This window comes from Kyrpidia spormannii, from assembly GCF_002804065.1.
In the GTDB taxonomy this organism is placed as follows: Bacteria; Bacillota; Bacilli; order Kyrpidiales; family Kyrpidiaceae; genus Kyrpidia; species Kyrpidia spormannii.
The window spans coordinates 814,955-841,160 of record NZ_CP024955.1 but is presented as its reverse complement, the minus strand read 5'-3'; the positions used below and the strand labels follow the sequence as shown (position 1 = coordinate 841,160).

25 protein-coding genes and 1 riboswitch are annotated in these 26,206 nt (G+C 59.2%); of the genes, 5 read left to right on the top strand and 20 right to left on the bottom strand.

Features of this window, described 5'->3' with window-relative positions; all coding sequences use genetic code 11:
• Nucleotides 1-87 precede the first annotated feature (87 nt).
• The 7 genes from CVV65_RS04130 to CVV65_RS04100 all read right to left on the bottom strand — a co-directional run bounded on the left by CVV65_RS04130 (nucleotide 88) and on the right by CVV65_RS04100 (nucleotide 6,943).
• Nucleotides 88-1,788, bottom strand: a complete 1,701-nt coding sequence (locus tag CVV65_RS04130) for a class I adenylate-forming enzyme family protein (RefSeq protein ID WP_100667065.1) — start codon at nucleotides 1,786-1,788, stop codon at nucleotides 88-90.
• A gap of 316 nt (nucleotides 1,789-2,104) precedes the next feature.
• Nucleotides 2,105-3,292, bottom strand: coding sequence for a thiolase family protein (locus CVV65_RS04125; protein ID WP_100667064.1), 1,188 nt, complete (start codon nucleotides 3,290-3,292; stop codon nucleotides 2,105-2,107).
• A 319-nt stretch (nucleotides 3,293-3,611) separates the two neighbouring features.
• Nucleotides 3,612-4,250 (bottom strand): 5,6-dimethylbenzimidazole synthase, encoded by a 639-nt coding sequence (bluB, locus tag CVV65_RS04120; RefSeq protein ID WP_100667063.1) that lies wholly within the window; start codon nucleotides 4,248-4,250, stop codon nucleotides 3,612-3,614.
• Between the two features lie 29 nt (nucleotides 4,251-4,279).
• On the bottom strand, nucleotides 4,280-5,137 hold the full coding sequence (locus CVV65_RS04115) for an energy-coupling factor ABC transporter ATP-binding protein (protein WP_100667062.1): 858 nt from the start codon (nucleotides 5,135-5,137) through the stop codon (nucleotides 4,280-4,282).
• Nucleotides 5,130-5,915: a cobalt ECF transporter T component CbiQ gene (gene cbiQ, locus CVV65_RS04110; protein ID WP_157935369.1), complete on the bottom strand. Its 786-nt coding sequence runs from the start codon at nucleotides 5,913-5,915 to the stop codon at nucleotides 5,130-5,132. The genes CVV65_RS04115 and cbiQ overlap by 8 nt, the downstream gene beginning before the upstream one ends.
• Entirely contained in the window at nucleotides 5,902-6,210 is a 309-nt protein-coding gene (locus CVV65_RS04105) for an energy-coupling factor ABC transporter substrate-binding protein (protein WP_100667060.1), read from the bottom strand. Before CVV65_RS04105 ends, cbiQ begins: the two co-directional genes overlap by 14 nt.
• On the bottom strand, nucleotides 6,200-6,943 hold the full coding sequence (locus CVV65_RS04100; protein WP_100667059.1) for an energy-coupling factor ABC transporter permease: 744 nt from the start codon (nucleotides 6,941-6,943) through the stop codon (nucleotides 6,200-6,202). Before CVV65_RS04100 ends, CVV65_RS04105 begins: the two co-directional genes overlap by 11 nt.
• 229 nt (nucleotides 6,944-7,172) lie before the next feature.
• Nucleotides 7,173-7,372: riboswitch (cobalamin riboswitch) on the bottom strand.
• Between the two features lie 276 nt (nucleotides 7,373-7,648).
• On the opposite strand from CVV65_RS04100, the gene CVV65_RS04095 reads away from it, so the two are divergent.
• On the top strand, nucleotides 7,649-10,147 hold the full coding sequence (locus CVV65_RS04095; protein ID WP_100667058.1) for a bifunctional YncE family protein/alkaline phosphatase family protein: 2,499 nt from the start codon (nucleotides 7,649-7,651) through the stop codon (nucleotides 10,145-10,147).
• 81 nt (nucleotides 10,148-10,228) lie between these two features.
• Here the strand turns inward: CVV65_RS04095 and CVV65_RS04090 are convergent, their stop codons facing one another.
• Genes CVV65_RS04090 through CVV65_RS04075 form a run of 4 tightly spaced genes read right to left on the bottom strand, consistent with a single transcriptional unit; the run spans nucleotide 10,229 to nucleotide 13,691 of the window.
• The gene (locus tag CVV65_RS04090; RefSeq protein WP_100667057.1) at nucleotides 10,229-11,002 is read right to left on the bottom strand and encodes an ABC transporter ATP-binding protein; all 774 of its coding nucleotides are present in this window, start codon (nucleotides 11,000-11,002) and stop codon (nucleotides 10,229-10,231) included.
• Nucleotides 10,995-11,822: an ABC transporter permease gene (locus CVV65_RS04085; RefSeq protein WP_100667056.1), complete on the bottom strand. Its 828-nt coding sequence runs from the start codon at nucleotides 11,820-11,822 to the stop codon at nucleotides 10,995-10,997. The genes CVV65_RS04090 and CVV65_RS04085 overlap by 8 nt, the downstream gene beginning before the upstream one ends.
• A gap of 5 nt (nucleotides 11,823-11,827) precedes the next feature.
• The gene (locus CVV65_RS04080; protein ID WP_232796708.1) at nucleotides 11,828-12,373 is read right to left on the bottom strand and encodes a nitrous oxide reductase accessory protein NosL; all 546 of its coding nucleotides are present in this window, start codon (nucleotides 12,371-12,373) and stop codon (nucleotides 11,828-11,830) included.
• A 19-nt stretch (nucleotides 12,374-12,392) separates the two neighbouring features.
• A complete protein-coding gene (locus tag CVV65_RS04075; RefSeq protein WP_100667054.1) occupies nucleotides 12,393-13,691 on the bottom strand; it encodes a right-handed parallel beta-helix repeat-containing protein in 1,299 nt (432 codons plus the stop codon).
• 207 nt (nucleotides 13,692-13,898) lie between these two features.
• Here CVV65_RS04075 and tnpA point away from each other — a divergent pair, with 207 nt between their 5' ends.
• A complete protein-coding gene (tnpA, locus tag CVV65_RS17390) occupies nucleotides 13,899-14,201 on the top strand; it encodes an IS200/IS605 family transposase (protein WP_100667053.1) in 303 nt (100 codons plus the stop codon).
• Nucleotides 14,202-14,726: 525 nt separating this feature from the next.
• Here the strand turns inward: tnpA and CVV65_RS04060 are convergent.
• The 4 genes from CVV65_RS04060 to CVV65_RS04045 all read right to left on the bottom strand — a co-directional run bounded on the left by CVV65_RS04060 (nucleotide 14,727) and on the right by CVV65_RS04045 (nucleotide 18,146).
• A complete protein-coding gene (locus CVV65_RS04060; protein ID WP_232796707.1) occupies nucleotides 14,727-15,200 on the bottom strand; it encodes a hypothetical protein in 474 nt (157 codons plus the stop codon).
• Nucleotides 15,182-15,556 carry a gamma-glutamylcyclotransferase family protein gene (locus CVV65_RS04055; RefSeq protein ID WP_100669166.1) on the bottom strand — a complete coding sequence of 125 codons (375 nt, stop codon included), beginning with the start codon at nucleotides 15,554-15,556 and terminating at the stop codon, nucleotides 15,182-15,184. The genes CVV65_RS04060 and CVV65_RS04055 overlap by 19 nt, the downstream gene beginning before the upstream one ends.
• Nucleotides 15,557-15,566: 10 nt before the next feature.
• On the bottom strand, nucleotides 15,567-16,208 hold the full coding sequence (locus CVV65_RS04050; protein WP_232796706.1) for a sulfite oxidase-like oxidoreductase: 642 nt from the start codon (nucleotides 16,206-16,208) through the stop codon (nucleotides 15,567-15,569).
• A gap of 66 nt (nucleotides 16,209-16,274) precedes the next feature.
• Entirely contained in the window at nucleotides 16,275-18,146 is a 1,872-nt protein-coding gene (locus CVV65_RS04045) for an ABC transporter ATP-binding protein (protein ID WP_232796705.1), read from the bottom strand.
• Nucleotides 18,147-18,265: 119 nt separating this feature from the next.
• Here CVV65_RS04045 and mqnE point away from each other — a divergent pair, with 119 nt between their 5' ends.
• Both mqnE and CVV65_RS04035 read left to right on the top strand, forming a co-directional pair.
• Complete coding sequence (gene mqnE / locus CVV65_RS04040) at nucleotides 18,266-19,372, top strand: aminofutalosine synthase MqnE (protein WP_100667050.1); 1,107 nt, start codon at nucleotides 18,266-18,268, stop codon at nucleotides 19,370-19,372.
• A gap of 135 nt (nucleotides 19,373-19,507) precedes the next feature.
• On the top strand, nucleotides 19,508-19,810 hold the full coding sequence (locus tag CVV65_RS04035; RefSeq protein WP_100667049.1) for a hypothetical protein: 303 nt from the start codon (nucleotides 19,508-19,510) through the stop codon (nucleotides 19,808-19,810).
• A 51-nt stretch (nucleotides 19,811-19,861) separates the two neighbouring features.
• Here the strand turns inward: CVV65_RS04035 and pruA are convergent, their stop codons facing one another.
• From pruA to CVV65_RS04015, 4 genes are all read right to left on the bottom strand, one after another.
• A complete protein-coding gene (pruA, locus tag CVV65_RS04030; protein WP_100669162.1) occupies nucleotides 19,862-21,409 on the bottom strand; it encodes an L-glutamate gamma-semialdehyde dehydrogenase in 1,548 nt (515 codons plus the stop codon).
• Between the two features lie 164 nt (nucleotides 21,410-21,573).
• Complete coding sequence (locus CVV65_RS04025; RefSeq protein WP_100667048.1) at nucleotides 21,574-22,605, bottom strand: hypothetical protein; 1,032 nt, start codon at nucleotides 22,603-22,605, stop codon at nucleotides 21,574-21,576.
• 154 nt (nucleotides 22,606-22,759) lie between these two features.
• The gene (locus tag CVV65_RS04020; RefSeq protein WP_100667047.1) at nucleotides 22,760-24,145 is read right to left on the bottom strand and encodes a class II fumarate hydratase; all 1,386 of its coding nucleotides are present in this window, start codon (nucleotides 24,143-24,145) and stop codon (nucleotides 22,760-22,762) included.
• Nucleotides 24,146-24,192: 47 nt separating this feature from the next.
• Nucleotides 24,193-24,732 (bottom strand): D-glycero-alpha-D-manno-heptose-1,7-bisphosphate 7-phosphatase, encoded by a 540-nt coding sequence (locus tag CVV65_RS04015; protein ID WP_100667046.1) that lies wholly within the window; start codon nucleotides 24,730-24,732, stop codon nucleotides 24,193-24,195.
• A 140-nt stretch (nucleotides 24,733-24,872) separates the two neighbouring features.
• Between CVV65_RS04015 and CVV65_RS04010 the strand changes: the two genes are divergently transcribed.
• Entirely contained in the window at nucleotides 24,873-25,418 is a 546-nt protein-coding gene (locus tag CVV65_RS04010; protein WP_100667045.1) for a MarR family winged helix-turn-helix transcriptional regulator, read from the top strand.
• Here the strand turns inward: CVV65_RS04010 and CVV65_RS04005 are convergent.
• Nucleotides 25,403-26,194, bottom strand: coding sequence for an HAD-IIA family hydrolase (locus tag CVV65_RS04005; RefSeq protein WP_100667044.1), 792 nt, complete (start codon nucleotides 26,192-26,194; stop codon nucleotides 25,403-25,405). The two genes, CVV65_RS04010 and CVV65_RS04005, sit on opposite strands and share 16 nt — an antisense overlap.
• Nucleotides 26,195-26,206 lie beyond the last annotated feature (12 nt).

Genomic DNA, 26,206 nt, shown 5'->3' with positions numbered 1-26,206 from the left:
ACCCGCTTTTGAAGCGGGCGCAAGCGAGATGAGCCATGAGACTAAAAGGGTCCGAATCTCCTAAACTCTTCTGACGCTCTCTAGGTTTCACCCCTCGGTCCCCGCCAGAGGCACGGATGGACTCTCCTCACCCGCCCCCATCTTCGCCCGTAGATCCTCGCGGAGCTCCTTCTTCAAAATCTTCCCGACCGGATTGCGGGGAATCGCCTCGATCAACTCCAATCGTTCCGGCCACTTGTAGACGGCGACTCCACGGTTTTTCATGAACTCCACCAGTTCCTCCAAGGTCGGGGGATCCCCCGGATCCCGGGGCACCACGTACACGCAGGTGCGTTCACCGAGCACCGGATCGGGCATCGCCACCGCCGCCACATCCGCCACCTTCGGGTGACCAAGAAGGGTATTTTCCACCTCCTGGGCGCTGATGTTGAACCCGCCGCGGATGATAATATCCTTTTTTCGATCAAAAAATCCGATAAAGTTCTCTTCTTTGCGCTGGAACAGGTCGCCCGTATAAAAATATCCGTCCTCGTCGAAGGCCTTGGCGGTGAGGTCCGGCCGCCCGTAATACCCGGCCATCACGTTGGGCCCCCGGTAGGCCAGTTCCCCCACGGCGCCGACTTCGGTGAGCACCCCCTTGGTGACGGGATCCACCAGTTTCGTCCGCACTCCCTGGACCACCCAGTCCACGCCGGACTTCCCCCAATCCGGAAACCGGTCCGCCCGGCGCGCCAGATCCGGCACATCCACCGGCCCGGCCACCAGCCCCGTCCCCTCGTTCTGCCCCCAGATGTTCACGATCTCGCTGCCCCATCGCCGTTTGAACTCCTGCATCGCCCACAGCGACGGCGGCGCCGACCCCGTGGTGATGGTCCGCACCGCCCGGAGGTCAAACTGATCCACATTGGGGTGCTTGGCGATCATATTGATAACCGCCGGAACCAAGATGGTGAAATTAACCTGCTCCTGCACCATTTGGCCGATAAAAATCTCAGCGTCAAAAGGATGGTGCAACACGAAAGTTCCGCCAAAGGTCAGCCAGGGGATAAAATTCACCCCCACCGCCGTCATGTTCACCAAAGGTGCGACACACAACTGGGTCTGGTGTGGCCCAAAGCCCGTGGCCTTGGATAGCATTCGGGCCTGAAACAGCCAGTTGTTGTGGCTGAGGGGACAGCCCTTTGGCTCCGCCTCGGTGCCCGAGGTCCAACAGATGGTGAAAATATCGTTCGCGTCCATCGGGATGGCGCCCAGCCGCTCTTCATCATACGCGCCCCGGGCCATCTCTCGAACGTCTTCCAGAGTCAGAATCTCCCGCAGGGCGGGCAACTGTCCTTGAAGTTGCCGGGCCATGTCCAAGCCGCTGAAACCGCGAAACTGGCGGGTGGTGATGAACATGGCGGCTTCGGTGAGGCCGGCGATATAGCTGAACTCCTTGGCCCGCCACTGAACGGGAATCGGGGCGATCACGCCCCCCGCCCGGGCGACGGCCAAGTAAAGCATCGCCAACTCCCACACGTTCGGAAGCTGAACCATCACCACATCGTCTTTCCGCAGGCCCCGGTCCACCAAAGCTTGGGCCACGGCCCCCACGGCTTGCTCCAACTCCCGATACGTCAGCCTCTCCGGGGAAAGACCCACCAATTCTTCTTTGTTGGGCGGGTCCACCAAAGCCACCCGGTCCGGGTGGACCCGGGCGTACTGGCGGAATCGGTCCCAGAGGGTCTCCGTGCCCCAGTACCCCTCCGCCGTATATTCGCGAATTCGTTCCGGTGATGCGAGAATCACGACTTTCCCTCCATTTTGACGACCATATCGCGAAACGCGAAGCCTGGGGTGCAATCCCGGGCCGGCGCCCCCGGAACAAACCTGAGCCGGCACCCCGGGAGTGGCGCCCGGAGCAGCCACGAGCGGTAGCCTCGCCACATCCCGGAGCAGCGACCCGGTAGAGCCCGGGGCCGGCGGCCGGTGACCGCCGCCCCGGAGGTCCCGAACCTCCCGCGCCTGGCCCCCGGGCGACAACCGGGGCCCGGCGGTCCCATCCCGGGCCTCCCGAACCAGTCACTCAAGTCCACAACCGGCGTTCACCGCCCCGAAGCCCCGATCATTCCGGAATACGCTCGATAATCGTGGCGTTGGCCATCCCGCCGCCTTCACAAATCGCCATGAGTCCGTAGCGCCCTTTGCGCTCCTCCAGCCCATTGAGCAGCGTGGCAGTGATCCGGGTACCGGTAGCTCCGAGGGGATGCCCGATGGCCACAGCCCCGCCGTGGACATTGACTTTATCCCAAGGCGCTCCGATCTCTTTCTGCCAGGCCAGCACCACCGACGCGAAGGCCTCGTTCACCTCAAACAGATCGATATCCTCCACTTTCAGGCCGGCCCGATCGAGCACCTTCTGAGTCGCCGGAATCGGGCCGGTCAGCATCGTCACCGGATCCACCCCCACCGCCGCAAAGGCGACAAACCGGGCCCTGGGCCGAAGCCCGAGGCGCTCCGCCATCTCCCGGCTCATGACCAGGGCCGCGCTCGCCCCGTCCGAGATCTGGCTGGCGTTGCCCGCGGTGATGAGTTCCAAGTCCTCAAAAGCTGGGGGCAGGGCCAGCATCTTCTCAAGGCTCGTATCCGGACGGATCCCCTCGTCCTCCGCAAAAGTCCTGTATTCGCCCGGGGCGTCGGGCACCGGAACTTGAACCGGCACGATCTCCCGGGCAAAACACCCCTTCTGCCGGGCTTTTGTCGCGAGCTCATGACTCCTCAGTCCAAAGCGGTCGAGATCCTCCCGGGTGAATCCCCACTGTTTGGCGATCATCTCGGCCCCCAAAGCCTGGTCGAAAAATTGCCGGTTCCACCGGTCCATCCGGTATCGCTCTTGAAGGTCGCGGGTCATGGGGACCCCATGCACCCCGATGGTGCTCATCATCGGGACCCGGGTCATTGACTCTACCCCGGCGGCAATGGCAATGTCATACACCCCCGCCATGACGCCCTGGGCGGCAAAATGCAGCGCCTGCAAGCTCGAGCCGCACTGACGGTCGATGGTCACCGCCGGCACCGACTCGGGCAACCCCGCGGACAACCAGGCATTGCGCCCGATGTTAACCGATTGTTCCCCCACCTGATCCACGCAGCCGACGATCACATCGTCCACCGCCGCGGCGTCGAGTCCGTTGCGACTCACCAACTGTTTCAACACCCCGCCCAACAGATCCACCGGATGGACCTGGGCCAGACTCCCCTTCCTCCGGCCGATGGGGGTGCGGATTGCATCAACGATCACCGCTTCGCGCATCACGGATTCCTCCTCATGACATTTTCAAACACCCTCATATTTATTTCGAGAAGTCGGACAGTACACCTGCCAAAACCGGCACGTCCAACTCTATCTTACCGCATTTTTGCCGAGGAGACGACCGGTCGTTCGTATGCGACAACATTTTCTGCGCTGACCAATGTCTTTGTGCCCTACACCCAACGCCTGGTCCCCGATCCATTTTCGTTCCACCGGCAAGTTTGCCGAATCGCGTCCACTGGGCGAACTCAGCCGTTTCGTGGGCACCTAGGGGATGCCACTGGTGGCACACGACAACAACCCTTGTTGACGTGACGGGCTACAGTCCCCACTTGTTCCTAAAGATCAGTGAATCAAGCGGCCGTCGCTTCTCCCATCCCACCATTTCCAAGAGAGGCATGGGCGGATAATGATCGGTATAGCCAACCGACAGGAGGGCCACTGGATCAATGTGGGGTGGAATCGAAAGGATGCTGCGAATATCTGTTTTCTTATAAAAACTGACCCATCCCATCGCCAGCCCTTCGGCACAAGCCGCCAGCCACATATTTTGAATGGCACACGCCGTAGACAGGATATCCGTTTCAGGTATCGAGTTCCTCCCGAGAACGTGATCGCCCCCCCGGGTCGGATCGCAGGTCACACAAATGGTCAGTGGGGCTTCCCGCAATGCCTCCACCTTGAGACTGAGAAAAAGATCCTTCCGGTCGTCTTCATAGTGAATCGCGAGAGCACGGCGTTCCTTGTCAGCAGCCCAAGACAGGCGCTCTTTCACTTCTTGGTCTGTAATTAAGATAAAATTCCACGGTTGCATAAAACCCACCGAGGGTGCATGATGGGCCGCCTCCAATATGCGATCGAGCTTGTCTTGTGGAATGGGGTCGGGAAGAAACGATCGAACATCACGGCGTGTTCGGATGACTTTGTAAAGTGCTTGTCTTTCCGTATCGGTAAACACGGTATTTCCACCTTTCCCTGATTGCCGCATTACCCGAAGGTCGGGCGCCTATCGGCCGCCGCTCGGGCAATAAGCGCAGACAGTTCTTCCACCGTTCTGGGGGGCCCACCATCATACAGACCCGCTTTGTTCAATTCCTCCCAGACCCTCCACAACACCGGTTTCGTCAGAGATACCCTTTTCAGAATGTCCGTGTCACTGAACACATCCTTGGGCAAGCCCTCGGCGAGAACGCGCCCGGCATGCATGATCACGACCCAATCCGCCCACGCATAGGCAAAGTCCACATCGTGGGTCGACAGAACGATTTGGATTCCTTGACGGTGTAAACGCTCTAACAATTCGAGCAACGCGTGAACCTGTCCAGGGTCGAGGGAAGCGGTGGGCTCATCGAGAATCATCACTTCCGGTTTCATGGCCAAAACTCCGGCCAACGCAACCCGCTTTTTTTGGCCGTAACTGAGGAGATGCACGGCTTTGTCCCGCAGATCCCAAAGTCCGGTGATGTTCAGTGCCTCCTCCACCCTCGCCTCAACTTCAGGCGGGGACAACCCCAAGTTCATAGGCCCAAAAGACACATCCTCCCATACATGACCGATCACAACTTGTCGATCCGGGTTCTGAAAGACGATCCCGACCTTGGCTCGCAGTCGAGCAAGCTCTTTGCGGGCGTACCGAACCTCCTGCCCCCGAAACAGGATTCGGCCGCGAAACGGGCGCAAAATCCCGTTCAAATGCAGGAATAACGTCGATTTTCCCGCACCGTTGGAACCAAGAAAAGCGACTTTTTTTCCGCGTTCAATACCTAGGGATACGCCCTGCAGAGCCTGGGTTCCATCTTCATAGTTATACTCGACGCCTTCTAATTCGAAGGTCGGCTTATCCATGCAACCGCCTCCCCACAAGCCAAGCCGCAACCGCCAGACCCACCACGGCCGCGCCCATCCAGGCGGCGGTTTTGAGACACACCGCCCATGGAGGCGGCAGGACAGTCAGTCGCCCGCGGTACCCCCGCGAGATCAGTGCTCGGTGAAGATCCTCCACCTCCAGGCGGCTCTTGACGGCCAACGCCGCCCCCAGACGACCAAGGGAAGACAAGCTCCGGCTCCATGACTGATACCCCAGCCGAGAGGACTGAGCCACATACGTTTGTTGAGCCATTTCCATGAGAATAAACAAATAGCGATACATGAGATGCATCACTTCCAAGAGAATCTCGGGCACGTTCACCCGGCGCAACATGTCCACGAGATCCGGCACCGGCGTGGTGAGCGCCAGGACGTACATCGAAGAGGTTACGGCCAGCGCCCTGACCCACACGGTCACCGCCGTCCGAACCCCTTCTCCGTTCACTCCAATCCACCAGCCGGGGATTCCATCCATCGACCAAACAAGAGAAAATCCTGAAGGCTGTACTTGAACCAAGAGCGGGATCGCACCAAGCGACAAAAACGACAACGGCAGCGCCATGAAGCGAAGGAACGCCCGTACGGGGATCCCGGCCCCGTATCTCAGGAAAAGTCCCGCGATCACAGGTATCATCGCCGCTACCGGGGTGGGAAAGACAAACGCACTTCCTCCCAAAGCCGCGGCAAAAACGGTTTTTTGCAGCGGATGGAGCCTGCGCCACCGGTTGGCATGGGCCCATCGATCAATCGGACTCATGGCGATCCCTTCTGCGGGCATGAAGATAGCCAATGGCATAGCCGACAACCCCGGCACCCAAGGCTGCCTGGAGGGAAAACAACAAACTCTCGATCTCACTGCCCGGGGGTTCCCATAAAGGGGAAAACCAGGGCCGGTAGTTCGGATCCAGTTGGTGTACCATTTCCTTCCCTTGATCATCCGATCCTTGGAACTCCGCTGTTCTGAGAGTCAATAACGGCAATGCCGCTAAAGCGACCGCCAATAATCCGAGAAATCCATTTTTCCCCCAACGCCGATGATGGTTATGCCTCATGGTGCGCCTCCTCAGCCAGGTTCATCGCTCGGCTCAGAACCTCGGGATTATATTTCATCACCCCGTTCACCATGATAACCGTGAGCAGCCCTTCGCTGACGGCGAGCGGAACCTGGGTGACGGCAAAAATCGATGCGAATTTCCAAAATGATGCCGCTACTCCCCCGATAGGGGCGGGAAACGCTAAAGCCAACTGGAACGACGTCGTAACATATGTCGATAAGTCACCCAAAGCGGCAGCAAGAAATACAGCTACTCCTCGCCCGAATCCATATTTATGGACCACACGGAATACAAGATAGGACACTGTGGGCCCGACAACGGCCATGGAGAACGTGTTGGCGCCAAGGGTCGTGATCCCGCCATGGGCCAGGAGCAGCGCCTGAAACAATAGGATGATGCAACCGACGACACTCATCGCCATAGGACCGAACAAAACGGCGCCCAGACCCACTCCGGTCGGATGTGAACTGCTTCCTGTGACCGATGGAAGCTTGAGAGCCGACAGCACAAAAGCAAAGGCCGCCGAAAGCGCCAATACAAGCTTCATCTTCAGATTGTCCCCGGCTTGTTTTTGTAAAGAACGAGTCCCGAGGATTAAAGCGGGCAGACATAACACCGCCCAAAAAAGACACCAACCCAAGGGAAGATAGCCTTCCATAATGTGCATGGCATAAGCTTGGCGCGGGAGCCAAAAGGCCATAAACAGAACCAGAATAACCCACCTGACCATCTTCACTCCCCCAAATCTTCGACCGTCTTGTTTTCTTCAGGACATAGCAAAACCCCTTAACCACGAACATGTTAAGGGGTTTTCAAACATCCGGACCATTCATCACCGCTCAAAGACCTGCTTTTCTGTGCTCCGCCAGTCCTGCGAAATCCCGCATCAAGCAGAGGACACCAGGCAAAGAACGGTGCGATCGCCTCACAGTGAACCACCCCCTATACCTCGTAGGGTAGAGTTCTTTTGGAAACGGGCCGGTATCCTGGCTTCGATTCATCACCGCCCTACGCCTTCCCAGTTTCCCAGTGGCGCCATGTAAGGCAGTTCCTCGTTACAGTGGCGGGACCGCGCGGGACTTGCACCCGACTTCCCGTTTTCCCGAGCCAGCGCTCTTTCCGAACAATGGCCTCGGGCACCCGTTCCAGGTATGAAATTGTTAAGAAAAGAACGATCTCTCACGCTCCAACACTGCAACTGTACAGATACGTCACCCGCCCACCAAGCCGGGTTTCGTTGAAAACAGTTTACTGACGATTGTATGGTCTGTCAAGCATGCGTCACATGATCCTTTTTTCGCAGTACTATGACCCACAAACATTACACAATCTTCAGATTTATAACGTTTCTATCTTTACACGCCGAGTCTATCATAGGACATGTCCGGTGATTGCCGGGCGTTGGAAGAATCAACAAAACAAGGAGGAGAGACGCATGAAGGAGCGGAGGATTGCACGAAAAAGGTGGGTGGCGGGTGCAGCCATGGCTGCGCTCATGTTAGGGACCGGCTTAGCACCGGGATCCGCATGGGCCCGGGAGGCCGGGCCTCAATCAAATGGCACCGCGGTCACCTCCTACGACTGGGTCGTGACCCCCGCTGGGAAGCAGGTCACCCTGGGAGATTTCCCGATGGGTGGCGCCCTCAGCCCAGACGGTCGATACCTGGTGGTCTCGAACGACGGGCAAGGCACCCAGTCCCTTCAAGTCATTGATCTCAAACAGCAAAAGGTCATTCAGACCATACCCTACAAGTCTCCGGAAGCCCTCTATCTCGGCGTGGCTTTTAGCCCGGACGGAAAGACGCTGTACGCCTCGGCAGGCGGTAACAACAAGATCCGCGTGTTCCAGCTTCGCGACGGCCAACTGTCCGAGCAATCCCCCATTGTGCTCATCGGTCTAACCCCGGGGCCCAAGGCCAATAACCAAAAGGGAAATGCGTATCCCGCGGGACTGACCGTTTCCGCAGACGGCGGCTTCTTGTATGTCGTCAACAACCTGTATAATACCGTGGTCAAAATCGACACCTCCACGGGCAAGGTGGTGGCCCAGGGGAACGTCGGCCAATACCCGTACACCTCTCTTCTCTCCCAAGACGGAAAAACCCTTTACGTCACCAACTGGGGCGAAGACACGGTGACCGCTCTGGATCCGGACACCCTACAGACCCAGGCCACCATCAAGGTCGGTCTTCACCCGAATGCCCTGGCCCTGAACCCCCGCACCGGCGCGATCTATGTGGCCAACTCGGACAGTGATACCCTCTCGGTGATCGACCCCTCCCGGCAAAAGGTCGTTCAGACCATTTCCCTCGCTCCCTATCGAGGCGCCCTGCCCGGAAGCCAACCGGATGCCCTCACCGTGAGCCCGGATGGCCGCACCCTCTACGTGGCCAATGCCGGCAACAACGACATCGCCGTCGTCGATCTCGGCAAAGGGTCCCCCACCGCCCGGGCTGATGTCAAAGGCCTCATCCCCACCGGTTGGTACCCCACTGGAGTATACACAACGGACAGGGGAAAGCAGATCCTGGTCCTTAACGCCAAGGGCCTCGGGGCCGGACCCAACACTCAAGGGCAGTATATCGGGAATATGATAAGCGGCACTCTTTCCATCATTGACGCCCCGAACCCAGGCGAACTCCTGCGTTACACCGAGCAAGTGAAGCGCAACAATCAACCCGCTTATGGGCCTGGGTCCAACGGGCGCCCTGGTGACGGCCGGACGGACCGGTTTCCCATCCCCCGATTCCTCGGCCAGGATTCCCCGATTAAGCACGTGATCTATGTCATCAAAGAAAATCGCACCTACGACCAGGTGTTCGGCGACATGGGCAAAGGCAACAGTGACCCGTCCCTGACCGAATTCGGCAAGGACATCACCCCGAATCTTCACAAGTTGGCCAACCAGTTCGTGCTCCTCGACAACACCTACACCGACGCCGAGGTCAGCGCAGACGGGCACAACTGGTCTACCGCCGCCGAAGCCAATGATTACGTAGAGAAAAACTGGCTGGCCAACTACAGCGGCCGGAACCGGGGATATGATTTCGAGGGCACAAACCCCGCGACCTACCCACAAAATGGATTCATCTGGAATGACGCGACAAAGTCCGGAGTGTCGTTTCGGGACTATGGGGAGTTCGTGGAGAAAGACTCCAAGACTGGCAAATGGGTTCCCACCGACCCCAGCATCGGGCAAAACTATGATCCCGATTATCCTGGTTGGGATTTGAACATCTCTGACCTGACCCGCTTTGACAAGTGGAATGAGGAATTTCAACAATACGTGAAAAATGGAAATCTGCCTCAGTTCGAGATCGTTCGATTGCCCAACGACCACACCATGGGCACCAAACCTGGAGCCCTCACACCCCAGGCCTATGTGGCCCAGAATGACTACGCCCTCGGAAAACTCGTCCATACGGTGAGCCATTCTCCCTATTGGAAAAACACGGCCATTTTCGTGATCGAGGACGATTCCCAGGACGGCTTGGACCACGTGGACGCCCACCGGACCGAAGCGCTGGTGATCAGCCCGTATACCCAACGGGGCGGCACCGTGGATAGCACTTTTTACGATACGGCCTCCATGTTGAAGACCATAGAACTGATTCTCGGCATGAAGCCGATGACCCAGTACGACGCCGCGGCCCTGCCGATGATCAACGCCTTCACCACCCATCCGGATTTTGCGCCCTACGACGCCGTGCCCCCGACCTATCCCCTCGACGCCCGCAACGGCCACAATGCCCCCATGGCCATGGTGTCCGAACAGATGGACTGGAGCCAGGAAGACGTGGCCTCGCCCAAGAAATTGGATGAAGTCCTATGGGCAGCGACTCATCCGGGACAACCGTACCCGAAAAAAAGCGAGGCGGACGGTAGCCCCAATGCGGCCAACGGCAGCGCCGGTGTTGCCGAAGCAGCCGATTAATCCCTCCGGATAAAGGTTGAGGGCCGTCCCTTCCACCGGAGGCCCTCCCTTTCTTCTCTCATCATTTCTACGAACAGTTCGTCACCCCGAACCGCCGCGCCGTTGTCCCCTCCCTTCCGAAGCCACCCGAGTGCCCGGTTCTTTGCGAATCAACTCGGCAAAGGCAGCCGCCAAACCGCCGGCTCCGTATCGGGTGCAAAAAGATTCTACCGCGCCCGAGCTGATCACCCGTCCCCGATTCAGAAAAATCACCTCATCGGCCACCTGTTCGGCCACATCGAGCTGGTGCGTCGAGAACACCACCGACCTCCCGCTCTTTTTGACCCCGACGAGGAGCTCTGCCAGGGTGTCCACCCAGTACGGATCCAGGCCATTGGTCGGCTCGTCCAGCACCAAAATGGGAGGCTCCGCCAGGATCGCTTGGGCGAAGAGCAGTCGCTGCTGCATGCCCTTAGAAAAGTGGCCAACCCGCTTGTCCCGCTCCGCCCCAAGTCCGACGATTTCCAAAACATCCCGGGCTCTTTTCTGGTCCAGCCCTTTGAGCCCCGCGAAAAAAGCAATGGTCTCCCAGGCGGTCAAACCCGGGGAGAAGGAAAAATCATCCGGCATGTAGCCGATCTGTTCGACATAAGCCCGGGTCCGCCGACCCGTTTCAATCCCATTGACTCGAATAACCCCGCTCGTCGGCCGCAGGAGGCCCACCGTCATGCGCAGGATCGTACTTTTGCCAGCACCGTTTCCGCCCGCAAGGGCCAACACCCGTCCGGGCGGAAGCCGAAAGCTGAAAGGATGGACCACCATATTGCCGCGGATCGTTTTTGAGATCTTTTCCCACTCCAGGCCCTTCTCACCCACGGCGTCGCCCCCTCTCCCAGACCCACACAGCGAGCGTTTGAAAAACCGCCAGCCACAGCAATCCGAATCCCGCCATCACCACCGGTCCCCAAGGCCCCGACGCCCCTTCCACCAACTGGACATAGGCCGGACCGAGGATCGATCCGGCCCCGAGCTGGATGACGGTGAACAGACGGACCAATTCGGCAGGATTACAGAACGTGAGAAGGGTCAACATCGGTTTTACGGCGCTATGGGGCATGAGATTTAACGAAGCAATGAGAAGGGTTGGCCAGGCGAGCACCGTCACAAACCACACCCCGACCCCCATGGTCAGCGCCTGCCAGCGATTGGCCGCCAGGGCCCCGATCAGGAGGGCAATCCCGAGGTACAACAACAGGATGGCCGCTGAAAAACCCAGGAACAGAGCCAGATCCGCCAGGGTCACCCCCTGCCCCAGCCAGGCCCCGACCAGACCGAACAGCCCGAACCCCACAGCCAATATCGACGCCAAAACGGCGACCAAGCCTACAAATTTCCCCGCCATGTACGCCCCGGAAGACAGAGTATAAGTCGAAAGCAGATCCCGGGTGCCGTCCTCCTTTTCGGCCGTCACGGAAAAAGCACCTAAGAGCAGCGTCATCATCGGCAGCAGATAGAGGATCAGGTTCATCATCGTCGCCGTGGCATGGGTATACGCCGGCAGCCCGGCTGCCCGGTTCGACTGGATCAAAACCAGAGCCAGGCTAAACACGCTGAAGAGAGCGAGAAATGAGTATGCCCAGGGATTCCGGTACCCCAGCTTCATTTCCCGCTTGGCAATGATCCATACAGCGCTCACTTGGGTTAGTGCCCCATTCCCGCGCCGCTCATATTACCTCCGTTCATGCTGCCGCCGCTCATGTTGCCCTGCATCTGTTCTTTCAGTTTTTTCATCATTTCCATGTTGCGGGCCCAGTTATGGCTCCCTAACTGATCCGCCGTAAACAGGTTCCCGCCCGGGTACTGTTTCAGGAAGTTTTCCGCATCGGCCTTATTCTGGAAGGAAACGACATTATAGGCCATGGGAGTCACGATATTCGGGTCGTAGACATAAGTGGCATCTTCGAATTTGAGCCATTGACTGCTGTTGTAATCCCGGACAAATCGCTGCGCAACCTGAGAAGTGCCATTTTGCTGGGTCCACTTGTTCATGCAGCCGAGGTCGTCAAATTTTAGCGCCTGTCCATCGGTAAGAATGATCTCCGTGGCAAAATGATCATCTTTGACTGTCATATGGCAGACGGCACACTTGTCCACGGCGGGGTCGATGGCCGCCGGTTGGGCGGCTTGTTTCCCGCAGCCCGCGAGAGCAAGACTGAGGGCGGCGGTCGCCGCCAGCATCCCGATCATCCGTTTGATTTTCATGCTTTCACGCCCCTGGTCGATGGTGTAAGAATGGATAAAGTCCCAGTCCGAGAAGGAAAAACGACACAAGCGGAACGGTTTTGTCCATCGGCGGTGCCGACGCGGTTCCGGTGTCCGGTGGCTTCATCAAGGGAGCCGTGTCCGTGAGCCAGCGCCTGCTATCACCGGCAAACAACTGCTCCATCACGAAGGTCCCCGGTGCCTGGAAAAAGATCTGATAAGCTGGAACGGCCCGGGTGAGCGCTAACAGGAAAGGAGAAGCCTGGTAAGGAAGGTCAGACCGCCCATCTCCGTCCGCATCGACTCCCTGCAGGTCATCCCAGTAATTGCCCACCATGCGATTGTCCCGACTGGAGATCGCCTGGGCCTGAACGACATTTCCGATCCACAAATTGCCATTAAAATCGTTGTCACGGGACGCTGTCATATAGAGTCCCAAGAAATTTTGCGCAATCGTATTGTCGACAAAACGATTCTGGCTGGCCTGATCCACATAAAACCCGATGCGGTTGCCGATGACGTGGTTCTTGGCAATCAGGCAGTGGTGAGAATCATACACCAGAATCCCTTGGGCCTGTACATTGGCGGCTTGTTTCTCGATGTGATTGCCGATGACCCGGCTGCCGTCGTCCCCCATGACCATGACCCCGGTGATATTTCGCGCGAAGCGATTGCCCGAGATTTCACTCTCACCGGTGAACATGAGGTGCACCGCGTAGTGAGAATCCTGAACGACATTATTGAGCACCTGGTTTCGGCGGCTGGTATCGAGATACACCCCGTCCTGGACCTTGGCGATTCGACAGTTCTCCACCCAGTTGTCGTTAGAATTCCACAGTTCAATGCCGTTCCCGACGGTGAACACCGTCCCGCCGGATCGCCCGACCCCCGTTCCCTGGATATGCACCCCCCGGATCTTGTTGCCATCGGCGCCCTGGAGCCGGATTCCTATGCTTCCGGTGGATATCGTCAGGTCGGACAATACGTTGTTGTCGCCGCGAACCTCCACCGTGGCGTGCTTCGGACGACTGAGTTTGTCTTCTAGCTGCACCCCCTGGACGTTCGCTCCGCTGGTTTGCACCAAGAGCAACGGCCGGTCTTCCGAACCCCCACCCCCGTTTGCGATTCGCACCCCCGGACCTCCAAGGAGGGTCATGGGCTTTACCAGGGTGATGGGACCGGCATACGTTCCCGGGGCGATCTTCACCGTGGATCCGGGCGGTGCCCGGTCGATCACGGCCTGAAGACCGCCGGATGCTTCTTCGGCGTGCACTGGCACGCTCCCCACCAACAGGCCGAACATCACCAGCCAAGCCCGCCATGGGATGGAAACTCTTTTCCGACCAATCAGCTACACCTCCTTCCTTCTATGCGGCAAACCCGCCGTGCCCGACCCGGACCTCACCCCGCCTTCACCGTAACGCATCACGCAACATTTGCCCGTAGCCCTTTCAGGCTATTTATGTGACAGAGTTTTGAACCCACCGCAAAATCAACAGGCGGTTATGATATGGACTACATACGTGATGAGCATCGTGTACATTTAATCGTGTACCACTTGGTTTGGACACCGAAACGCCGCAAGCCGGTGTTAACGGGCGCAGTGGCTGTTAGGTGCCGGGAGATCATCACTGCCAAGTGCGAAGAGAAAGGCTGGGAGATTCTAGAGTTAGCCATGCTGCCAGACCACATCCACTTATTTGTGAAGGTATGGCCGTCAGACTCGGCGGCCGATGTGGTCAAGGAGATTAAGGGGATCAATTCAACGAGATCACGGCCTTCTATTTCGGGATCATCCAGGGTCACGAGATGATTCTGGAATTAACAAACGAGGAAGCGCTAACTCGGCTTGAAAAATTAACCCACAAAACAAAAACCAATCCGTCGCCGTTGTTTCCCTTGGCGGAAGATGTCCCGGCCATGTTCCGGCGGGCCTGCATCAACACGGCCATAGGCTCGGCCCGGTCCTTTTTTTCCAACCTGCAACGGTGGAGGAATGCGAAAGCCCGGGCGGAATCAAAGGGCAAAAAGTTTGCTGATAGACCGCCGGTTCCGCCCCGGGAATGGCACAAACATACCGTGTTTTATGCGGGCCAGTATAAGGAATACACCGGGCAAAGCATCATGTTGAAATTGTTCGACGGCAAGACTTGGAGATGGGTAAAGTACCGCTTAACCGGCAGACCGATCCCGGACGGCTGGGAAACGGGTTGTCCAAAGCGCAGTCTCACCGGTGTTTTGAATCCGGATGAGCAAGACAACCGGTCGCTTTGGAACAAGATCCGGCAAGTACTGCGAGCGGCGACTAGACACGGGTGCCCAAAGAAGCCGTGGGGATTCATCCCCGGCAGATTGGTTTTTTGCCTTCGGCAACACGCCTTTCGTTTCTGTCCTGTATCCTTTCTTTTTTTCTGAGCCACCGCTGGTAGTTGGAATGCCAACTCTTCGCCATCCCGATCGCCTTGGAGATAATCGCCCGGCGCAAATATGCGGGGAACTTCGGCCAAACGGCGTCAATCGGGTAAGGCGGGTTGGGATTGCCACCGAATGGTTTCCCGGTTTTCCTGTTCATGCGTGGCTCTGTCCGGACCGTCAGTTTTTCCAGCGCCCTCGTTCCGGAATTCCTGTCCCATTCGGGCAGTTTGTCGAGATTGTCATGTATCACGTCCAGGTAAAACCCCAAGACAGCCCGGTAGATTTCTTCTGTCCGGCGGATCATCTCCGGAGAGCCGGTGATAAATCTTCTCATACGCTGTTTGGTTGAAATTATATTTTTGAGCACGGGCATTTTCTTCACCTTTGGGCGAGCCATTCCCGCCAGGACCCCACTGGAATCTCCGGATACCCCCGGGAATCCAACCAAACGTATACCCACCCGGACCGCTCCTCCCGGGCGTCCCGGACCCACACCCGCTCATAATCGTTTGCTTGACCCGGGCCCCGGTATTCTTCCAGGTCATCCATGGCCCGAAGCCCTTCCGGCGTCACCTCAAACCACTCGCCTTCCACTTCCCCTGCCGCCTCGTCCAACACCAGCGCCGGGTACGCCCCCACGTCGTACAACCGCCCCCGCACCCGGCCCGGGCAAACGCTGAGCAGGTGGGGAGCGACCACCCCGTGATTTGCCTCCCCCACCAAAAGCGTTCCATACACAAACACGCGAACCATCGGTCCCTTCTCACCTTTCCCCGTCGACATACCACCTGAATACCCCTCGTTGCGCCCTTTGCAGATCGCCATTCACCCACTCCGGATCATCCCTGTACCGCTGGGAGCGCCAGGGATCCCCGAGCATGTGGTATCCGCGCTCCTCCCAATATCCCGGCACATCCTCCGCCAAAAACTCGAGTCCTCGCACCCATTTGGCCGATTTCCAGAAATATAAATGGGGCACCACCAGGCGCAGGGGCCAGCCGTGTTTTGGAGTCAGGGATTTTCCGTTATGGGAATGGACCAAAAGGACCCCCTCTTTGAGCAACTCCTCCAGGGGCAAATTCGTGGTCCACCCCCTGTAGGCGTGCACCAGCACGTACCGGGCATCGGGCAGGAGCTTCACCCTCCGAAGGACCTCCCGAAAAGCCACGCCCTCAAACAGGTTGTCGTATTTGGACCACGTGGTCACACAGTGAATGTCGCACCGGTACGAAGTCTGGGGCAGGGCCATGAATTCCGAATAGGTGAATTGAACCGGCTGCTCCACCCGGCCAAACAGTTCAAGCCTCCAGCTCTCCAGGTCAATCTCCGGCACCCGGCCGGCGTGCAGAATCGGCCATCGCTCCGTGACAAATTGACCCGGGGGAATACGTCCCTCTTCAGCCACTGCCGCACCTCCTCCGACAATTCAATGTCCAACGCCGATTCCATGCAGAAGAATCCGGCCCGCCGTTCAGCCTTGCCCGCCCCCGGCGACGTTCAGATCCCGCTCAAGCGCGCTTTCCCCATCCACCGGTTGCCCCGCCTCCTGATCGGCGAACTGTTCGGCGTACAGCCGGGCGTACAACCCACCCCGGGCCAACAGCTCCCGATGCGTGCCTTTCTCCACCACCCGGCCGCCGTCGATCACCACAATTTGGTCCGCTCGCAGGATCGTCGACAGCCGATGGGCGATGACAATGGACGTTCTCCCCTGGAAAAGGGGCTGAAGGGCAGCTTGGATATAGCGCTCGGAGTGGGAATCCAGGGCCGAGGTCGCCTCATCCAAGATCAAGATCCGGGGATTTTTGAGAATCACCCGGGCCAGGGCGATGCGCTGCTTTTCGCCCCCGGAAAGCTTATACCCCCGCTCCCCTACTAAGGTATCGTACCCGTCCGGCAGCCTCTGGATCATGTCGTGGATGTAAGCCGCTTTCGCCGCCGCCTCCATTTCCTCCTCGGTGGCGTCTGGCTTGGCGTAGAGAAGATTGTCCCGGAGCGAGGCGTGGAATAAAAATGTCTCCTGGGTGACCACGCCAATCTGCCCGTGCAGCGACGATAATGTCACGTCCCGAAGGTCGTGCCCATCCAAAGTCACCCGGCCCACCTCGGGGTCGTACAACCGGGGAATCAAATAACTCAAGGTCGTCTTCCCCGCCCCGCTCGGCCCCACCAAGGCCACCAACTGCCCGGGTTCGATGGTCAGGTCGATCCCCCGCAGCACCCATTCGCCTCCAGGCCGGTAGCGAAAATATACATTTTCAAACTGGATCTGGCCCCGAACCCGCCCCACATCCACAGCCCCGGGACGGTCCTCGATCTCCACCGGCTTATCCAGATACTCGAACAGTCGGCTGAACAGCGCCGCCGACCCCATCACATTGACGTGAATATTCGCCAAGGCGGACACGGGACCGTACAGTTGCCCCAGATAAGCGGTGAAGGCCACCACCGTGCCCAGGGTCATGGCGTCCCCCATGACCAGGCGCCCCCCATACCAGTAGATGATCGCCGGCCCCGCCGTGGAGATGGTGGTGAGCATCATGAAAAACCAGCGGCCCACCAGGCTCTGGCGCATCTGCGCCTCCATGAGCTCCCGGTTTTTCGCCTCAAACCGTTCCACTTCACTGGGCTCTTTATTAAACGTTTTCACCAGAAGTATCCCGCTGACCCCCAGCGTCTCCTGCATCAACGCGCTGAGATCGGCCAACTTCTCCTGACTTCGCTTTCGCAGGTTGTAATTCATCCGCCCCACTCGGCGGGTCGGAACGATAAAAAGGGGCAAGATCACCAGCGACAACAAGGCCAACTGCCAGTTGAGGGCAAACATCGTCGCCACGGTGATGACCACGCTGATGACATTGCGCAGAGAGTTGGCCACCGTGTCGCTGACCACCATTTGGAGACTGTTTACATCGTTGTTGACCCGGGACATAATCTCCCCGGTTTTTGTATTGGTGAAAAATTGCAGAGGCATGCGGACCAGGTGCCGATACATTTCGTTGCGCAGGTCGAACATCACGCCTTGGCCAATGCGCGCGTTCAAATAACCCTGAAGCACGCCCACCGCCGCCGACGCCAGGGCGGTGGCCACGATCAGACCGGTCAACTCACTGAGGAGGACCATATCCCGCTGGGGAATCGCCCGGTCGATGATTCCCCGAATCAATAAAGGCTGGACCAGTCCGAGCAGGCTGCCCAAGACGATGGAGCCGATCACCCCGGCGAGCAGGAGGGCATACGGCCGAAAATACCCGGCAATCCGCCCCCAGGGCACATCTCGAAATCCCCGCCCCCCTTTTCCCTCCCCCCAGTCCGGTGCCGTGTAATAACGCAACGACAACACCCCCGTTCCTTCCATTTTAACAGAACGGCTGGGAGCGGGGAAATCGCGAAAACCGCGCCAGAGAGCCAACCGAGTATGGTAGAATAGATCCGATCCCGATATGGAAAGGAGAAACGGCCTTGTTCTCCACGTCCACCCATCCGGCCTTGGCCGCCGTGGAACGAAAATTCGCCGCCGGCGAGCGCCTCGATTTTGAGGATGGCTTGGCGTTGCTTCAGTCCCCGGACCTTCTTCGGGTCGGGGCGATGGCCGACGAAGTTCGGCGACAGAAAAATGGCGATGACGCGTATTTTATCATCAACACCCACCTCAATTACACCAACATCTGTCATCTCAGTTGTAAACTGTGCGCCTTTGGGATAAAACCGGATCAACCCGGGGCCTATGCCCTCAGCCTCGAACAATTGGAAGCGAAGATGAAAGAGATCGCCGGGCGGGGTTTCACCGAACTGCACATCGTCGGGGGCGTGAACGCCTCTTTGCCCCTCTCGTACTACGAAGAGATGATGCGCCTGGCGAAACGCATATTGCCCGGGGTTCACGTGCAAGCCTTTACGGCGGTGGAGATCGACTACATGGCCCGTATCGCCAAGCTCCCGGTGGAAACCGTTCTTGAGCGGCTCCGGGAGGCGGGGCTCGACTCGATCCTCGGGGGCGGGGCTGAAGTGTTCGACCCGGAAGTGCGCCGGATCATCGCCGGTCACAAAACCAGCGCCGACCGGTGGTTCGCCGTCCACCGCGCCGCCCACCAGATGGGCATCCGCACCAACGCCTCCATCCTGTACGGTCACATCGAGCGGCCGGAGCACGTGGTGGACCACTTGTTGCGGCTTCGGGAACTTCAGGATGAGACCGGGGGGTTTTCTTGTTTTTTTCCCTTCGCCTTCCACCCGGCCAACACCGCCCTGGCGGAGGAATATGGGATTCAAGACACCACCTCGGGGTATCATGATTTGCGCATCTTGGCCACCGCCCGGCTATTGCTCGACAACTTTGACCACATCCGGGCCTTCTGGATGATGATCGGCGAAAAAATGGCTCAAGTGTCCCTGGCCTTCGGGGTGGATGACCTGGACGGCACCGTCATGGAGGAACAGATTGTCCACGCCGCCGGCGCCGAGACGGCCCAAATGGCTCCGAAAGAACAGTTTATTCGCCTGATCCGGGAGGCCGGGCGGATTCCCGTTCAGCGGGATACGCTGTATAATAAGCTTAAGATCTACTGACTTGTCACGGTCCGCACTGTCAAAAGCGACGTGCGGTGCCGGAACGATTCCCACCCGACCGGCCGGACGGTCCCCGGCGGCCGGAGGATGGCGACGACTTGATTGCGCCGAGATTGCGCAAAGGGGGGATGTACCATGAAGAACAAACTGTACGGACTTTTCGGCGCTACCTTAGGCGTGGCATTTGTCGCCTTTTGCCTGAGCGCGTATTTTCTGTCCCAACAGATGTACGGGGCCATCGGGTGGACCGTGTTCATCGCATTTGTTCTTTACATCATTTTCGGCCTGACCGCGGATCGCGTGGATTTTCGCCGGGACGGCCGGTACCGGACGAACAATTTGAATTTCGGGTACTATAAACATCATTCCACCCCAGCTGCGGTCCACCGCCTGGAAGAGGAAAGAGCGCACAAGGATCAGCGGTCCCAGGCTTCCTGAACCGTCACTAAACGAAACCGGGAGCGACCCCACGCCCCCGGTTTTTTGTGGTCAGAACCGTTCAGACACCACTTTGGCCTGGGTCAGGAGAAGCAGGTAGTCCTGGCCTCCGGCTTTTGAATCGGTGCCGGACATGTGAAAACCTCCGAACGGATGCGCCCCCACCAAGGCCCCGGTGATTTTGCGATTAAAATAGAGATTGCCGACTTCGAATTCCCGCCTGGCCTGTTCAAGATGGGCGCGATTCCGGGAATACACCCCTCCAGTCAGGCCGTACTGGGTTCCGTTGGCAATCCGGAGGGCCTCGTCGAAATCCTTCGCTTTAAAAAAGGCCAGCACCGGACCGAAGATTTCCTCCTGGGCAATCCTGGCCTCGGGCGGAACATCGCGAAAGATCGTCGGCTTGATAAAATACCCGTCCCCCTCGGCGGGACCTCCTCCGGTTACCAGTTGCCCCTCGGTTTGCCCAATCTCGATGTATTGAAGCACTTTCTCATACGCCGCCCGGTCCACCACAGGCCCGTAGGACGCCTCTTCCAAGTCCGCCGGTGCCACCTTGAGTCGCTCCGTGAGTGCCTTGACCCGTTCCAGAATGGGCTCGTACACGTCCTCCAGGGCGATAACCCGGGAACAGGCGGAACATTTTTGCCCGGCGAATCCGAAAGCTGAAGTGACGATCCCCGCGGCCGCATCGTCGAGATCGGCGTCACTGTCCACAATGATGGCGTCTTTGCCGCCCATTTCCGCAATGACGCGCTTTAACCATTTCTGCCCTGGCTGCACTTTGGCCGCCAGTTCATAGATGTGAACCCCGACATCCCGGGAACCGGTGAAGGTGACAAACCTCACCTGGGGGTGAGACACCAGCACGTCGCCGATCTCCCCGCCAGAACCGGGAAGAAACTGAATCACTCCGGGCGGAATTCCTGCCTCTTCCATGATCTTTGCGAACTCCGCGGCAATGACCGGACTTGCGCTGGCCGGTTTTAACACCACGGCGTTGCCCGCCACCACCGAAGACACCGTCATCCCCGTGAGGATGGCGAGGGGAAAATTCCAAGGCGGAATGACGACCCCAACCCCGAGGGGCTCATAAATGACTTCGTTGTCTTCCCCCTGGATGCGGGTCAAGGGATGGGGGCGGGCCAGGCGGATCATCTCACGGCCGTAAAACTCCAGAAAATCGATTGCCTCGGCGACATCGGCATCCGCTTCTGACCAGGTTTTGCCCACCTCGAAACACATGAGGGCGGCCAGGTGAAATTTGCGCCGTCGCATGATCGCCGCCGCCTTAAACAGACACCGGGCCCTGGCTTCGGCCGGCACCCGGGCCCAACCTTCGAAGGCGGACCAGGCCCCTTCCACGGCATCCATGGCGTCCTCGCGGGTCGCCGCAGCGACCTGGCCGACCACCTCCTTCGGTCGGGACGGATCCGCCGAACGGATCCAGTGCCCGCTGAGCCGGTCCCTTCCGTCGATGCGCATGGGGTATTCCCGGCCGAACCCCCGACGCACGTCTCCCAGGGCTTCTTTCATCGCACGGTGGAACGTCCGATCTTGAAAATTGGTCAGTGGTTCGTTGCGAAAATCCACCAGCACGAACATCTCCCCCTTCCCCTGAACGGCAGATCATCCCTATTCTAATCGTCGGGTCGCCGGATCATGCAAAGTCTGGGAGAGGCGCCCGTAGCGGGGCGCCTCGGCCACGGGGGAAAAACGAAGAGGGGTGGATCCTTGCATTGCAGTAGGGCCGGGTGTCGGGGTCAAGGGGATTCCTCTTCCCGTCTCCCCTCCGTCGTGTCAGCGCCTCCCGAGGTGTATCCGGGCAAGGCCGGCGGGTCATATGCCCGCAAGTCCTCCGGCTGGGCGCCGGGTACGGGGTATTGTTCGAGGTAACCAAGAGGTTCTCGAGGGACCCACCCCGTTTCAAGGGGAGGAAATCCCCAACCATCCGGAGACGGGCCCCCGGTTCCTGACATTCCGGACGTCCCGGCTCCCGGCCCCCCGGGCGGCATACCGACACCAGGCACCCCCGGCATGCCCATTCCCGGTCCCCCGGGCATACCCGGCATCATCCCGCCCCCGGGCATCCCGGGAATCCCGGGCGCCCCAACACCAGGCATCCACGGTGCCCCTACTCCAGGCACTCCAGCGCTTGGCACCCCGGCACCAGGAGCCCCCGGCATTCCGGGCACACCGCTTGGCAACCCCGGTATGACCGGAGGAATCGGCAGGCCGCCCATGGGCGCGCCTCCCCCGGGATAGCCCGCTCCCCCTGGGTATCCGGTCCCTGGCAACCCGGGGTATCCGCCTGGACCTCCCGGCGTCCCGTACGGCACACCCGGGGCACCCGGGACATAACCAGGCTGCCCGGGCATGGGAGCGCCGGGACCCCCAGGAGACACCTGGCCCGGGAGCACTGACTCCACTAACGGCGGCAGAATGCCGGGCAACATGCCCGCCGTCCCATACGGGGCCCAAGGGGCGCCAGGTGCCCCCGGCGTCCCCGCCGGCGGGCCGTACATCTGCCGACAGGCGCCGTACCCCATCTCCCCCGGCGCCGGTTCCCCGTAAAACAACTCATCCGGCCCCTGACCCGGCAGTCCAGGAGACGGATAGCTGGCTCCTTGATCCGCATCGAACCCATATCCGTTCCGCCACATCGGCGTCCCGGATTCCACCGGCTCTGTCCAGGCGGCGGGCATCGGTACGGGAGCGGGGGATCCCCCGAGCCACTCCTCCGCACTTTGATTCCTCTGATCCTCGTTGTCCTTCGCGCTCTGTTGGTCCTCCATCGGTTCTCCCTCCTGGGCTGGTGACGTTCAACACCAGTCTATGAGAGAACCGCCGACAGGGTCCGGAGGACTCCAGAAGTGGGCTCACCGGTCCCCGGCGCCAAAAACAATAAAGGGGGACGGTTCGTTCCGCCGCTCGCTGATTTTTCGTCTCTCACGCCGTGGGGTCGGTCATCCGGTGTAGATCCATCAGACGGTTTATATCCTCGGTACTCACCCAGCCGCTGGCTGCCGCCACCTCTCGCACCGTTCGGCCCTCCTGATAGGCTTTTTTTGCCAACTCCGCCGCCCGGTCATAACCGATCACCGGGTTGAGTGCCGTCGCCAAAGCGGTGCTCCGCTCCACCCAGTGGCGACACTGGTCTTGATCCACCTCCAAGCCTTCAATACAACGCACCCGGAATGCTTCGCACCCCGTTCCCAGGATGCGGATAGCGTGCAGGACATTCCATGCAATCACCGGCATCATCACGTTTAGTTCCAGTTGGGCTCCGGCGGTGGCGGCCGCCACGCAGGCGTCACAGCCGATCACTTGATACACGATCATATTCATCATCTCAGCCATCACCGGATTCACTTTGCCCGGCATGATGGAAGAGCCAGGTTGCACCGCCGGCAGCCGGAACTCGGCCAAACCGCCCCGGGGGCCGGAACTGAGCAGCCGGAGATCATCCGCGATTTTCCCTAGGGACAAGGCCAGCCCCCGCAAAGAGCCGCTCAGCGCGGCCACGGCGTCAGTATTTTGCATGAAGGTGAATCGGTCTTCGGGCTCCCGCCAGGGGTAACCCGTCCATTCCCGCAGCCTCTCCAGCACCTTTCCCGGAAACTGCGGGCCGGCGTTCAGCCCGGTACCCACCGCCGTCCCGCCAATCCCAACCGCCAAAAGCCCGTCCGCCGCGTGGCGCACGTCCTTCAGACGCGCCTCCAGTGCCCCGGCCCACCCCCCGATTTCCTGGCCGACCCGAATGGGAACAGCATCTTGGAGGTGGGTCCGCCCGAGTTTCACCACATCCTTGTACTGTTCCTGCTTTTTTCGAAAGGCTGCAATGAGCGCCGACACGCTGGGAATCAGCCGGGTGTGCACCGATTCGCAGGCCGCCAGGTGCAACGCGGTGTGGATCGTGTCGTTGGTGGATTGCCCCATGTTCACGTGGTCGTTCGGGTGAACGAGGTCGGTCCGGCCTTTTTCCGCCCCCAGCCACTCACAGGCCCGATTGGCGATCACCTCGTTGGCGTTCATGTTCTGGGACGTCCCCGCACCCGCCTGATAAACGTCTACGACAAAATGATCGTCCCACCTGCCCTCGGCCACTTCCTGGGCCGCGTTGACGATGGCATCGGCCACCTCGGGCTCAAGCCGCCCCAAATCTCGATTGGCCAGGGCAGCCGCTCCTTTAACCAGCGCCTGGGCCCGGATAAACTCTCGGGGCAGCCGCATCCCGCTGATCGGAAAATTTTTTATCGCCCGGGCGGTTTGGGCACCGTAATAGGCCGCATCGTCGATCATCACTTCCCCGAGAGAATCTCTGGCTTTCCGCATATTTTCACGCTCCTTGATGATTGGATATACCACATTTTACCGATCAATCATCTCTTGATTTTCATTTCCCGTTTTACACGATGATACGTTAAAATAAGGTTAACGGCCGCGGGGAGGTCGGGGGCTCGAAATTCCGCCCGAGTCGGTCCGTCACCGATGCGAACGGCTCGAATTCCAGCGCGATGTCCCGCCTCCACGTCCGATTCTCGATCCCCGACGATAAAGCTCAGCTCCCGGTCCACGGGGTAGGCCTGCATCAGGTCCAGCAGCATCGCGGGGGCCGGCTTTCGGCAAGAACAGCCGCTCCGCGGCGCATGAGGGCAAAACCGTATGGCGTCGATCCGCGCTTTTTCGGCGCTAAGGCGCTGGCGCATCCGTTGGTGCATCCTGCGCACATCCTTTTCGTCCATATACCCCAATCCGACGCCGCCCTGATTCGTCACCACAAACACCCATAGGCCGGCTTCGTTGAGGCGCCGGACTGCCGCACCGACCCCCGGGAGCAGGGGAAATGCGCCGAGGCGATGAATATGGGCTACATATGGGTTGATCACGCCATCGCGGTCGAGGAACACAGCGGGTCGCACAGCCTCAATCCTTTCATCGAGGTACGGGCTTAAACACGGGAGACATCTCGAATTGCTATGAGAGCATAGATTGATATGGAAAGACCCTTTGCCTCAGAAACGATCGCATAGGTGTAGATTTCACGAGGAGGTGCTTCTTCATGCACCGATGGGCCGATGTCCATCTGACGTTTAACCTGATCAGAAGCTTATCCAAGGCGTTGGACGACGACCTGCGCCGCATTGCGCGACCCTATCACCTGACGGGATCACAGCTTCATTTGCTGAGTCTGTTGTATCAGGAAGATGGGGTTTCCATTTCCACCATCGCCCAGCGCGGACTTTGGCACATTTCGAGCGCTTTCCACAATGTTGCGAAATTGGAACAATTGGGGCTTGTGACCACTCGGTCGAATCAAGAAGACGAGCGGATCACCGAGGTACACCTGACGGAAGAAGGGCGCCGGTTGTTCGACGCCGTGAGTGGAGAAATTGAACAGTCCCGGGTGATTCAAGCGATTCAAAAGCTGCAAGAACACATGGGCGGCCAGCAGGAACTCCCGGTTCAGATCGGCCTTTTCCTGTGCGAGGCCCTGTCCGGGCGGGATTTTACCCAATGGCTGCTCCGCTCCACCGCGCAGTGGAAGCAAACCGACAATCCCGAAGACGTCGAAAAGATGACCGACACCGTCTACGCAAACCATTGAGTCAGATCGTCCAGCACCCAGGTGGGGGCAGCGGCGGCAGACGCAAGATCTTCTCGGCGGGAATACCCGGTCAACACGAGAACGGTGTCAAGTCCAGCCCTGTGGCCGGCCAGAATGTCGGTGTCCAAGTTGTCCCCCACCACGACCACCTCTTCTTTAGGAAGACCGAGCAGGGCGAGGGCTTGTTCCATCATGCGCCCTTGGGGTTTCCCAATCACAAGAGGCGCAACGCCGGTGGCCGTTTCAATGAGCGCTCCGATCGATCCGGCGCCGGGAATGAGTCCCCTCGTGTCCGGCAGAGCTCGGTCCGGGTTGGTGAGCACATAGGCGGCACCGGCTCGGATGGCCAAACATACTTCAGCCAGATCGTTGTAGGTGCAGTGGGTGTGAATCCCCTGCAGCACCGCCGCGGCCTCGGCTGGGGCGATGTCCCCAGGCCGGAATGCGCGAAGGCCGGCCGAAGACACAGCTTGCCACAGCCCATCTTCTCCAAGAACGAGAATCGGCTCGTTTTTCCAGACCTCGGCGGCGTGGGCCGCCGCGGCGACCGCCGAGGTCAGGACCCGCTGTTTGTCTGCGCGAAACCCCATATTCCGGAGCCGAGACGCCACGCGTTCCGGCGAATACATGGAGTTGTTCGTGACGAAGACCACGTCGGCAGAGCGGCTGATGTTTTGATACCAAGACACAGCACTGGGAATGGCCCGGTCCCCCCGGTACAGCGTGCCATCGAGATCGACAATCACTCCGCGTTTCTCGTAAAGGTTTTTGCTCATTCTACACCTCGC